The organism is Mycobacterium sp. NGS61 (assembly GCF_059812325.1).
This window is the reverse complement of record NZ_JCALCL010000017.1, coordinates 60931-73194: the sequence shown is the minus strand read 5'-3', so window position 1 is coordinate 73194 and position 12264 is coordinate 60931. Positions and strand designations below refer to the sequence as shown.

General features: G+C 69.0%; 7 protein-coding genes. All 7 read right to left on the bottom strand.

The window, feature by feature from the left end:
• Nucleotides 1-45 precede the first annotated feature (45 nt).
• Entirely contained in the window at nt 46-1608 is a 1563-nt protein-coding gene (locus tag AC5Y3Z_RS24015) for a PPE family protein (protein WP_473140242.1), read from the bottom strand.
• 2 nt (nt 1609-1610) lie between these two features.
• Nucleotides 1611-1919 carry a PE family protein gene (locus tag AC5Y3Z_RS24010; protein ID WP_463828709.1) on the bottom strand — a complete coding sequence of 103 codons (309 nt, stop codon included), beginning with the start codon at nt 1917-1919 and terminating at the stop codon, nt 1611-1613.
• Nucleotides 1919-5953, bottom strand: a complete 4035-nt coding sequence (gene eccCa / locus AC5Y3Z_RS24005) for a type VII secretion protein EccCa (RefSeq protein ID WP_473140241.1) — start codon at nt 5951-5953, stop codon at nt 1919-1921. The genes AC5Y3Z_RS24010 and eccCa overlap by 1 nt, the downstream gene beginning before the upstream one ends.
• Complete coding sequence (eccB, locus tag AC5Y3Z_RS24000; protein ID WP_473140240.1) at nt 5950-7548, bottom strand: type VII secretion protein EccB; 1599 nt, start codon at nt 7546-7548, stop codon at nt 5950-5952. Before eccB ends, eccCa begins: the two co-directional genes overlap by 4 nt.
• On the bottom strand, nt 7545-9422 hold the full coding sequence (eccA, locus tag AC5Y3Z_RS23995; RefSeq protein WP_473140245.1) for a type VII secretion AAA-ATPase EccA: 1878 nt from the start codon (nt 9420-9422) through the stop codon (nt 7545-7547). The genes eccB and eccA overlap by 4 nt, the downstream gene beginning before the upstream one ends.
• Before the next feature lie 271 nt (nt 9423-9693).
• The gene (locus AC5Y3Z_RS23990; protein WP_473140239.1) at nt 9694-10596 is read right to left on the bottom strand and encodes a class I SAM-dependent methyltransferase; all 903 of its coding nucleotides are present in this window, start codon (nt 10594-10596) and stop codon (nt 9694-9696) included.
• Nucleotides 10597-10606: 10 nt separating this feature from the next.
• The gene (locus AC5Y3Z_RS23985; protein WP_473140238.1) at nt 10607-12175 is read right to left on the bottom strand and encodes a PPE family protein; all 1569 of its coding nucleotides are present in this window, start codon (nt 12173-12175) and stop codon (nt 10607-10609) included.
• Nucleotides 12176-12264 lie beyond the last annotated feature (89 nt).

The window sequence follows — 12264 nt, the reverse complement described above, 5'->3', positions numbered from 1 at the left end:
AGCTCTTCCTTTCCATCTCTTCGATTCAGCCGAATCGCAAAACCATCACTGCCCGTTACGCGGTAAGTCATCTCGCTGACTTTCCGGCCCCCCTTCCTCTCCGGCCTGCTCCCAGGTACCTGGCATCATCGGAACCTTTGGGCCACCGCCGAATTCGTCGCCGGCCAGCGCCGTCAGCCCGGCGGCCTGCTGCACCGTCTGCCTGGGGATGGTGCCGGCGTAGCCGAACGTGCCGGCGCCGCGCTCGGACGCCTGCGCGTCGTCGCCGTTCCAGATGGGATCGACGGCGGAGTCCATGTCCAGGAACTCGTCGCTGTGGTCGTGCAGCGGTGCGCGACGCCGCCGCTTGGCCCGGGCCGCTGCGCTGCTCACCGCGGCCGCTCCGGCGGCGGGAATGGTCGCGGCGGGCGCCTTGGCCGCGGTACGGCCACCCACGGTCGGACCCAGACTCGGCCCCCAGTCATCCGGTCCGGCAACGGCATACGGGAAAGCCGCCGTCGCCGGGGCGGTCGCGGGCACCGAACCGGCGGGCACACCCGCGGCCGGCGCGGACGCCGGCGCCCCGGCCGGACCCGCCACCGTCGAACCGAGTCCCACGGCCGGGAAGCTCTGGTGCTGGGCGACCGGCATCGGCGCAGGCGGCGGTGCCGCCGCCGGGACCTCCGGAATCACGTCCACGTTCAGCAGACTCAGGAAACCCAGACTGGCCAGCCCGACGGCGAGCAGCGGGGGTGCCCACAGCGGCGCACTGAGCACCGTGCCCCAGGTACCCCAACCGACCGGCTGGAAGAACGCCTGGTAACCCAGCGCGAACAGCAGCGGCCCCCAAGTGACCAGGGCGGCCTGCGGGTTGGTGGCGAAGTCGATGATCATCTGCTCGATGGCCGGCAGCGGATTGGACAGGAAGTCCCACAGCAACTGGCCGTCGGGCAGCGTCAGCACGTAGGAACGCAGCAGGTCCACGATGATCTGCAGGATGTTGAACTGCGAACCGGCGTCGGCGGCGGGTGCGGCTGCGGCGGCCTGGGTGACGTCGGCCGCCGATGCTGCCTCCGCACCGGGGTTGACGATGGTCGGCGCCGCAGTGCTGCGGGGCGCCGAGGCCAGCGCCGTCCCCGCGGCCGCCTGGTACAGGCCCATCGTGGCCGCGGCCTGCAGCCACATCCGCGTGTAGTCGGCTTCGTTGAGCGCGATCGGGATGGTGTTGAGCCCGAAGAAGTTCGTCGCCACCAGCACGCCGTGCATGACGTGGTTGGCGGCCAGCTCCGTCAGTGTCGGCATGGCCCCCAAGGCGGCGGTGTATGCCGACGCCGCGATGTCGTGCTGGGCCGCCGTTCCGGCCGCATCGGCGCTGGCCTGTTGCAGCCACGCTACATACGGCAGATGTGCCGCGGCATATTGTTCGGCGGTCGGCCCCTCCCACGAACCCGCCTGTACTCCGCCCACCAGACCGCTGAGTTCTGCTGCCGTCGCCGCGTATTCGGCGCTGAGCGCGTTCCAGGCCCCGGCGGCCGCCAACAGCGACGCCGGTCCCGGCCCACTACTCAGCAACGCCGAATGCACCTCAGGCGGCGATGCAATCCAGATCGGCCCCAGGGGGGAGCTCATGGTCAGCCGCCCGCGATCCCGTAGGTCGCAGCGGCCGCCGCGTCACCGGCGAGGTAGCTGGCGCCCGCCGTGCCAACACCGACACCGGCCCGGCCCAGCTCTTCGACACCCTGCGCCGCGACGGCGGCGTGCTCCTGGCCCTGGGCGCTGAACCCGGCAGCGGTCTGCAGCGACACGGGGTCCGCGGCCGGTGGCACCACCGCGGTGATCAGCGGCGCCGCAGCGGCGTGCGCCGCCGCCAATCGGGCGGTCAAGGCTTCCACGGCGGCGCTCGCGCCGGCCAGTCCTTCAGGAACTACTCGCAACGCCATTACTGACTTCCTTTCTGTTGCGTATCACCGAATATCGCGGCTGCACCGACGAGCGGATTGACCAACTGGATGAAGGTCGGGTAGTCGCTGTCGGTGAGGAGCATGGCGCGGCCGGCGGGCAGCCGGCTGAACCGCTGGCCGCGAATCTTGCCGCTGTCCTGTGGATTTCCGGCCAGCATCAGGGTGGTCGCCTGCAAGTCGTTGAACCGGCGCAGCAACGGATTGGTCATCAGGCCGTGTGCCGACCCCGAGGCACGGCCGGTGACGATCACCCGCAGTCCCAGTTCGCTGGCCTGGCCGAGCAGACCGATCAGCGGGGTCCACGGTCGCTGCCCGAGGTAGGGGCCGCTGGTGGCCGGTGAGTCCGGGATCTGATCGACGTCGTCGATGATCAGGTAATGGGTGTGGCCGGACGGGTGGTCGGCTGACTGGTCCCGGAAGTTCCAGCGGGACAATTCAGCCGGCGACAGGCCCGCCGGCGGACGGCGCGATTCGATGAGGTTGGCCAGCCCGATCATCGCCGGGGTGATCCGGTCGATGTTGGCCGTGTACTCGTTGTCGGCGAACAGCGGCTCGTCCACCAGGTGCAACCGGCGGTCCAGCACGGTGAAGGCCACCTGGTCGGCGGTCGAGTTCTCGCGGATGGTCCGGATGATGTGGCGCAGCAGCGTGGTCTTGCCGGACTTGCTGTCGCCGAACACCATCAGCAGCGGGTTCTCGACGAAGTCGTGGACCACCGCCGCAAGGTCTTCCTCGCGCTGGCCGAGCACGACCCGTTCCGGTCCCCGATACAGCGCACCGACCGCTGCCGGCGTGAGGTCGGTGGGCAGCAACCGCACCGGCGGTGCGGCCTGGCCCGGGTAGCGCGCGTTGATCGCGGGGATCTGGTCCAGCTCCGGTTCGGCGAACAGGAAATGCTGGGCGGCCATGGTCAACCCCCGACCCGGCTGGTCGTGCGGCACCGCCTCGGCCGGGCGTTGCAGCGCTCCGGTCACCCGGACGTTGCTGTCCCGCGCGTCGTGCAGCTTGAGCTCCAGGCGCAGGCCCAGCCCGTCCCGCATCGCCAGCGGCACCTCCAGCCAGCTCGGCGTGGTGATGACCACGTGGATGCCGTAGGCCAGGCCGACGTTGACCAGTTCGGTCACCTTGGCCAGCAACGGGTTTCGAGTGTTGAACTGGTCGGTGTTGTCGCGGCCGAAACCGTACAGGTTGTCGATGACCAGGAACACCTCGCCGAACCCGTCGTCCGCGAGGCCGGAGTCCGGCGCGGCGTGCTGGCCGTTGCCGGGACGGTCGCGGAAGGTCTCGCGCTGCTGACGCGACAGCAGCAGCTGCTCGAGCTCGCCGAAGGTGCGCCGGATGCGTTCGGGCTCCAGCGCCGAGGCGACACTGCCGACGTGCGCCAGACCCTCCAGCGCGCGCAGCTGACCGCCGCCGTAGTCCAGGCAGTAGAACGTGACGTCGCGCGGCGAGTGCAGACCGGCCGCCGACATGATGAACGTCTGCAGCGCAGTCGATTTCCCGGACTTCGGACCACCGTGGATGACCATGTTGCCGGCCGACGAGGTCGCGTCGAACACCAGCGGGTCGCGCCGCATCTCGAAGGGCTTGTCGACCTCGCCGAGCGGCCAACGCCACTGCCGGGGCGGTATCCCGGCCCGGGCGAGCACCGAGGTCAGCGGGATCGGCTCGTCCAGCGGCGGCAGCCAGAGCTGCGGTGCCCGCGGCCCGTAGGCGGCCAGCTGCTCGCCGATGGTCGCGATCAGCTTGCGCGGCGGACCGGCCGGTTCGTCTTCCTCGATGCCGGAGATCACGGTGCCCGGGTCCGGCTCCACGGCGCCGGCCGTGAACAGCTTCGGTTCTGGAGCTGACTGCACGACAAGGGTTTTGGCGGTCTGCGGCGGCTCGTAGATGCCGTCGACGTAGGTGGACCGGAACTTGATCGGGGTCGCACCCGGCGCGGGCACCAGGAACCCGATGCCTTTGTGCTCCTTGCCCGATTCGATGTGGTAGGCGTCCTCGACGCCGATGATCTGCCGGGACACGCTGGGGCTGGCCACCTTCAGACCGATCCGGTACGAGGTGTTCTTGTCGATGTCCTTGATCTTGCCGACGTCCAGGGTCTGCGACGCGAACAGGATGTGGATGCGGAACGAACGGCCCTTGCGCGCGACGTAGTCGAACAACTCCGCGTACTCCGGGTGATCGGCCAGCATCAGAGTGAATTCGTCGGCGACCACGAAAAGTGTTGGCACGGGCGGTAAGTCGTGCCCGGCAGCCTGCGCCGCCTCGTACTCGGTCACCGAGTTGAACGCGCTGCCCTGCACCCGCCGGCCGGCCTCGCGCAGCAACATCTCGCGCCGGGCCACCTCGCCGCGCAGCGTGTCGGCGAACCGGTCGGCCAGCGACTTCTTCTCCGCCATGTTCGAGATGACCGCGACCACCTGCGGGAAATTGCGGAAGCTGTCGGCCCCGGCTTCACCCTTGAAGTCGGCGTAGATGACGATCAGGCGGTCCGCGGAGTGAGTGGTCAACAGCGACAACAGGATCGACATCAAGGTCTGCGACTTGCCCGAACCCGTCATACCGATCATCAGGCCATGCGGACCCATCCCGCCCTCGGCCTCGTCCTTGAGGTCGAACATCAGCGGCTCGCCGGTCGCGGTCACGCCGATCGGCACGCGCAACTCGTCGTCGCGGCGCCGCGGTGCGAACAACGCGGGCACATCCAGCCGGGAGGCATCCGGAATCCCCAGCAGCGTGGTGAAATTCGCCCCGCGGGTGGCCGCCGACCGCAGCCCGGTGTGGGTCGGGTTGGAGTCCCAGCGGGACAGCCGACGCGCCAGGTGCGACGCGTCCTCGGCCCCCAGTCCGTCGGCGGAGTCGATGTAGGGTTGCCAACCGCCGGTCTGCCAGCGCTGGATGCCGCCACCCGCGATCCGCAGGATCGGCTTCTCCGGGTCGGAGTACTGCTCGCGGTTGGGCGGTGTGGCCGAGATGTGCAGGACGGTGACGCCCGCGCGTCCGACGGCCAGCGTGGACGCGGTCAGGTCGTAGTCCGGGTCATCGACGACGATCAGCAGATGCCGCAGGGCGTCGACCGGCTGCCCGGTGAACGCCGGGCGGTCCTCCAGCGCCGGCGCCAGCAGCTCGGCCAGATCGTCGGCATCGGTGGTGAGGTAACGGGCCGGGCCGACGCCGTCGACCTGGCCGGGAATGTCGACGTGCGGCAACCACTTCAACCACGACCAGTCGGCACTCTCCAGATTGCGGGAGGCCAGCGCGACACTGAGCACGGTCGGGTCATGCCAGGTGACCGCGTGGGCGATCCACGCGCGTACCGCCGCGTGCACGTCCGGCTCGCCGCCATCGGGGCCGGGCAGCACGCTGATCCGCGAGACCTTGCTCAGGTCGATACCCGTCGGCACGTCGGCGACGGTCCGCTGGGTGTCGAGCAGGCTACGTAATGCGCTGTGCGACACCGGTTCCAGGTCGATCTCATCGGCGATGTCATTCACCCGTAGCGTGGTGGTGAGCGGCGCGGAGTGGCGACCGGCGCGCAGTACCAGGAAGTCCGGGTCGTGGGGGTCACGCTCCCACTGGCGCCGGGAACCGGGCACCGCGGCCAGCGCCCCGGGCTCCGGATGCGACCACTGCGCGGCGGCGCGCTGCTCGGCGGCGGCGGCCCGGATGTTGTCCCGGACCACCGACAGGTACCGCAGGTAGTCGGCACGTTCTGCGTCGACTTCCTCGGTACGCATCTTGTTGCTGTCGCCGCGGTAGAGCGCGGTGGCGGCCAGCAGCAGCACGAACGGGAAGAACAGCGTCTGCGGCGAGATCAGCCGCATGCCGGTGGCGAACAGCGCGACGATCATGCCGACGATCAGGATGCCGATCAGGTACGGCATCGCACGCCGGAACAGCGACGGCGGGATGACCCGCGGCAACTCCGGCGGCGCCTCGATGGTGATGGTGCCCTTGCGGGCATTCGGCGGCGCCAGCCGTCGGCGTGCCTCGAAGATCAGTCTGCTCATCGGGGCTCCCCTTCGGCGGATACCGGACGGCCCGGTCGGCTGTCCGGCGGCAAACCGTCATGCGCCAACAGCGCATCGGCGCGCGACAGCGTCGGACCTGCTGCGAACAAGGACAGGATCGACCACGGGATGGCCAATGGCGGCGACTGCAGCCCAAGTGCCTCAACGGCTTTGCCGTTGGTCCCGGACCGGTCGGACTCGTTGTCGATGCCGTACCGCACCCCGGTGTCGGAGACCCAGAACAGCGAGCCGGTCGCCGGCGCCGCCGCACCACCGCCCACCGTCTGGGTGAAGTATCCGGTGCCCGGGGTGAGCGCGATCTTGGCCCCACCCCCGACCAGATCGACGGTGCGCACGCCCTCGGCCACCGGCAGTGCCGAACCCGTCAACAGGGTCAGGGAACTGGTGGCGGCGCCGGACGGCTTGCTCCACAAGGCACAGGCGAGCGGGTTGCTGGCCGCGTTGACCAGGGTGACCGGCTGGGCGGGGTAACGCGAGGTGTCCAACATCCGCGAGACGGGCAGCTTGGCCACCTCGTCGGCGGCCAACCGCGGCGGTTGTTGCAGGCCATAGGAATTGGTGTTGCGCAGGATCGAGGCCAACACCGGCGAGATCGGCTGCAGACCGTCGGGCAGTACCGCGTAGAAGGTGTCCGAGCCGGCCCTGTCCAGCGAATAGGCCACCACCACGCCGCCGATCGGGGCGGGGACGGGGTAGCCCGCCGGGGCACCGGCGTTCGGGATGGGCGGCGCCGCCAACGGCGCCGACTCCGGAATCGCATTGAACAGTCCGGCCGCAACCGGCCGCGGCGCCGGCACCTCGGTGCCCAGGCCGAGCGCGTTGGTGACCGCATGGTCGGCCAGGTTGATCTGGCTGCGCTTGCCTTCCCACAGCAGCCAGGTGCCGTTGCCCCCGGAAGCGGCTGCGTCGACCAGGATCACCTGCGTCGGACTGATCGCCGCGGCCCGGGTGCCGTCGGTCTTCGGTTGTCCCGCAATAACAGTCACACCGGTGCTGCGGGCGCCGCGCCCACCCTGCCCGGTGACGCCGTCGCACACCGTCCAGGCCGCGTCGCGGGAGCTGCTCTGCACCATGCGCTCCGGGGCGCCCGGGATGCCGATCAGGTTGCCGCGCGCAAACCGGTCCAGCTCAGCACTTTTCACTGTGGTCGGGTTGACCGGCTGACCGGCGATCAGCCGGGCGGAGGTCAGGTTCAACACCGGGTGCAACTGATCGCCCACCCGCACATACAGTGCGGCCGTGGACCGGTCGGCCAGTACCACGTTGTTGCCGACCTGCCCATTGGGCCGGATCAGCGAGAACACGAAGCAGCCGATCAACCCGGTGATCAGCAGCAGCACGCCCATCATCACCGCGCGCGACTGGGTGCGCAGCGGGTCGACCAGCATCCTGGTGTCGTGCAGCGCGATCCCAGAAGCGATGCGGCGCATCACAAATCGCCAACCTGTCACCTGGTGCCGGGTGACGAAACCGCGCCGATATTCCACCTTGTCGGGGTGCTCGTTGACCGGGGTGCGAGAGGTGAACGAACGTCGGTCGTCCGCCCATTCGCCGTCGGCGTCGTTCTTGCTCATGCCGGCACCGACAGTCCCAGCCCGCGCAACAGCGGGGCCACGGTGTTGCCGACATCTTGTGCGGTGATTGTCATCAGGTCCTCATCGGTGAATTCACCCGTACCGGCCTGCTCGGAGTGGTCGAGCCGGAATTCGCGCTCCTCTTCCGACCGTTCGACGATGTTCCGGACGAACCGGCCGTTGCCCGCGATGTCGAGGCTGCGCCGGCTGATCCCGTTGCTGTCCGGCGAAGACGTCTGCGCCAGGTGGGTGAAGAGTCGCTGCATGTCCTCCAGCGCGGCCGGCTCGAATACGCTGTCCCGTTGCTGCGCCATGAGATTCGCGATCTCGGTCAGCTCCGCCGGCTGGTAGGACGGGAAGTCGATGCTGCGGGTGAACCGCGACCGCAGACCCTCGTTGGTGTCGAGGAACTTGTCCAAGTCGGCTCGATATCCGGCGATGATGACCACCAGCCGGTCGCGGTCATTCTCCATGCGCGCCAGCAGCGTGTCGATGGCCACCAGGCCGAAGTCGTTCTTGGCGCCGGTGGCCACCAGAGCGTAGGCCTCGTCGAGGAACAGCACGCCGTCCAGGGCGCTGTCGATGATGGCGTTGGTCTTGGCTTCGGTTTCGCCGATGTGCTGACCGATCAGGTCGGCACGGTGCACCTCGCGGATGTTCTCGCGTTTCAACAGCCCCAGGCCGCAGTAGATCTTGGCGACCACCCGGGCAATGGTGGTCTTACCCGTTCCGGGCGGGCCGGCGAACACCAGGTGGTGGGTGCGCTGCGCGACGGTCAATCCGCGCTGCTGGCGCAGCACCGCCATGGCGACCGAGCTCTTGAGCCGGGAAACCTGGTTCTTCACCTCGTCGAGACCGATGAATTCGTTGAGTGCCACCTCAGCCTCGGCCAGCAGGGTCGCCTTGCGTTCGCGGGCACCCGGGTCCACGAAGTCGGCGTCGCTGGGCTCGGTGTCGCGGTTCCACGGGTCGGTGCGGGCTTCGATACGCGCCGCGGTGGTGGTGACCATCCCGAAACTCGGGTCGGACAGCGCCTGCTCGATCTCCTGGTTCTCCGGGTTGGCCGCGTAGAGCTCGTGCAACACGTCGCTGGCCGCTTCTTCGTCCACGTGTGCGCGCAGCGCCAGCGCCTTGGCCAGCGCGCCGTCGACCGCGGCCACGGCGATAGGGCCCTCGGGTTCCTCGAGGTAGGACAGCGCCGGAGCGAACATGCCCAACCGGGCCAGCGAGGTGCCCAGCGCGATCTTCACCGCGTGCGCGAAGGCCTCGTCCAGGTCGGTGTCGTTGACGATCGGGGTCAGCAACTTCACGACGTCCGACCAGCGCTCCGCCCGGTAATTGATGACGACCGCGATCCAGCGCGCCTCGCGCGACTTGGGCCGGCGTTCGACGATGCGGCTGACGATGTCGTAGGCCTCGGCGAACTGTTCTTCGGAGGCCAGTGCGGCCGCGTAGGCCAGGTGGAAGTCGTCCGCGGTGGTGGCCCGAAACTGCAGGTACAGGCCGGTGTCGTACCGGTAGCCGAGTGCACCCGGGGTCAGTTCCACCTGTCGTTGCAGCACACCGGCCGTGGCCACGGTGCGCGAAATCTGTTCCAGCACACGCTTGGAGGTGTCGCCGGAGGCCGCCAGGCCGATCCAGGCGTCGCACTGTTCGTGCGCGATCCGGGTCAGCGCGCTGAAGCCCGAGCGGGCCGCGCTCAGGTCGGCGGGACGTTGCCGCTCGTAAACCGCGATGCCCAGGGCCCGGCAGCAGGTGGCGAACCTGCTGATCACGTCTTCGTCGACCCTGCTGTCGGTTCGGGAGGGTCGGGGTTCGGCCGCAACCATGCCCGTCGACAGGCCCGACCGACCACCTATGTCACCGCGTTCCACGCCCCCGCCTTCACCTGAGGTTAAGATCTCCATTGGCAGACTCCGCCCGTTAGCCCCCCGAAGTTAGCATTCCCTAAGCTAACTGTCGAGGCGGTCAATTGCGTGCGCTTCACCACACCAACTCCCGTCTCAGCCCTCTGACCAGCGAGTCTTCTGCTCTTCGCGGCCGAACGACGCCCAGCCGCCCAGCTTACTGAATATGGTTTTCATTAACAACGGCGGGGCGGAGCGGTGCCAGAACCGTTGCAGCGGCGCCTTTCGACACCCGGTGTTACGACTTCGCAGCACTCACCAGCGTGATGCGGGAGAACATCGGCGTGGCCTCGGAGTCCGGGCCGGGGACGGGCCGGCCCACCTCACGCAGGTAATCGTTCAGCGGCGTACCGACCGCCGTCCAGCCGCGCCGGCCGAACCATTCGGTGGCCGGGGCGCATTGCTCGTTGTAGACCAGCTGAAAGAAAGGACGCTGACCGGCATCCGGATCGGCGCGTTCTGCTGCCACCTTGGCCTCGTATTCGTCTCGGGGCAGCGGGGCGCCTTCCTCGATCGCCGCGTGACTACCTGGACCGGCCAACGCGTCGATCCCGGTGAACAGCGCCTCCTGGGCGGTGGCCGGCAGATAGATCAGCAGACCTTCGGCGATCCAGGCTGAAGGTCGTTCGGGGTCAAATCCTTTGTCCCGCAACGCTTGTGACCAGTCGTCGCGGAGGTCGACGGCGATCTCACGACGTTCGGCCCGCGGCTGCGCACCGTGCTCGGCGAGCACCTGCCGCTTGAAGTCGAGGACTTGCGGCTGATCGAGCTCGAAGATCGTGGTGCCTTCCGGCCAAGGCAACCGGTACGCGCGGGAGTCCAATCCGGCCGCCAGGATGACCACCTGCCGCACACCGGCCGCGGCGGCGCGCTCGAAGTAGGCATCGAAGTACCTGGTGCGGCAACCCTGGAAGTTGACGAAGTGCTGACCGAAGTCCTCGCTCTTCAATTCGTGGTCGGGATCCCTGCCGTCGAGGACATCCGCCCACGAACCACCGACCGCACGACAGAACAGCTCCGCGTAGGGGTCAACGACGAGCGGATCGGCCTTCTGCGCCTCCAACGCCCGCGCGGTTGCCACGAACAGTGCCGTCGATCCGACACTTGTGGTGATGTCCCAGCTGTCTCCGTCACTGCGCACCGGGCCGACCTTACGCGCGGCCGGGGTTCCAGCTGTTCGGCAGCATCGGGACCCGGGGGCCGCCGCCGTACTCGTCGCCGGCCAGGGCGGTCAGCCCCGTCGCATCGTCGGCCGACTCGTTGCGAACCGTGCCGGCAAAACCCAGCTTCCCCGCCCCCCGGTTCGACGCGAAGGACTCCGGTTCGGCATCCCAGTCGGGGTCGACGTCGACATTCATGTCGGCGAATTCGTTGCCGTGTTCGTGCAGCGCCGTCCGTCGGCGCCGCTGCCGGCGCGCCTGCTCGCGTGCCGCCGCGGCCGCCGCCACGGCAGCCGCATCGGGCTCTGACGCTTTTCTGCTGGCGTAGGCACCGGCACTCATACCGGAGCCGAACCCGACGCCGGGTCCCCCGCCCACCAGGAAGGGGAAGCCGCCGCCGGCGACCGGAGCCGGCGGGGGCGCCGACGGGGCACTGGTGACCGTGGCTGTTGCCGTCGCGGTGGTAGGTGCCGGGGCGGCCGACGCGGGCGCCGATGCGACGACGGACGGGGCCGCGGTGCCGACGGCCGGCAGCACCGGCGCGGCGGCGACCGGGGGGACGATCGCGGCGACGACGGGGGCTGGAATGGCACCGAGCCCCGCGAGCCCGGCGAAACCGGTGGTCGCACCCAGGTTGGCCACGGCGCTACCCATTGCGGCCGCCAGCAACTGCGGCGACTGTAGCAACGGCGCAAGTTGCGCAAGGTGCGTCGGCCAATCGAATTCGGCGAGCTCGACGACGTATTCCAGCGCCCCCGCGGGATTGGTGAACAGCTGCTGGACGAAGGTTTCGAACTGCTGACCGAACTCCAGGGAACGGGCGACCCACCAGATGGGCTGGGTCGCGTCGGTGATGTCATGCATGTGGACCCCGTTGAGGGTCTCCTCGAGCGGGTCCCAGTTGATCTGGCCGTTGGTCAGCGCGCGCAGCAAGTCCGCGACGAGGAAGTCCAATTGGGTCGGGTCGCCGTGCTCGTGACCCTCGTGGCCCTCCTCCCCCTCGTGTTCGTGGCCGTCTTCGTCCTCGTGCTCGTGCTCGTCGTGCACGATCTCCGGCGCCGGCGACGTCACTGGCGTCGCCGCCGCTGCCGCACCCGAGAGGGCGTCATAGGTCGCCATGGTGGTGGCCGCCTGCACCCACATCCGCGCGTAGTCGGCCTCGTTGAGCGCGATCGGGATGGTGTTGATCCCGAAGAAGTTGGTCGCGACCAGCACGCCGTGTATCGCGTGATTGGCCGCCAGCTCCACCAGCGTGGGCATGGCGGCCAACGCGGTGGTGTACGCGGCCGCCGCCGTCTCGTGCTGGGCGGCGGCGCTGGCGCTGTCGGCACCGGCCTGCGTCAGCCAGGCCACGTAGGGCGCGTGGGCGGCGACATACTGCGCGGCACTCGGCCCCTCCCAGGCCCCGCCCTGCACCGCTGCCAGGGTGGCCACGAGTTCGTCGGCCACCGCGGTGTACTCGGTGCTCAGCGCCGTCCACGCCGCGGCGGCCGACAACAACGGTCCCGGTCCGGGCCCGCTGCTGAGCAACGTCGAGTGCACCTCAGGGGGTGACGCCATCCAAGACATGCATCAGCCAACCATGTTGATGAATATGGTTTTCATTATCGGCCATTCGACACCATATGCGCGCCCTGCGCAAGTCCTGC

Coding starts and splice junctions, on each gene's coding strand:
- AC5Y3Z_RS24015 (WP_473140242.1), bottom strand. CDS start 1,608: ATGAGCTCCCCCCTGGGGCCGATCTGGATTGCATCGCCGCCTGAGGTG.
- AC5Y3Z_RS24010 (WP_463828709.1), bottom strand. CDS start 1,919: ATGGCGTTGCGAGTAGTTCCTGAAGGACTGGCCGGCGCGAGCGCCGCC.
- eccCa (WP_473140241.1), bottom strand. CDS start 5,953: ATGAGCAGACTGATCTTCGAGGCACGCCGACGGCTGGCGCCGCCGAAT.
- eccB (WP_473140240.1), bottom strand. CDS start 7,548: ATGAGCAAGAACGACGCCGACGGCGAATGGGCGGACGACCGACGTTCG.
- AC5Y3Z_RS23985 (WP_473140238.1), bottom strand. CDS start 12,175: ATGGCGTCACCCCCTGAGGTGCACTCGACGTTGCTCAGCAGCGGGCCC.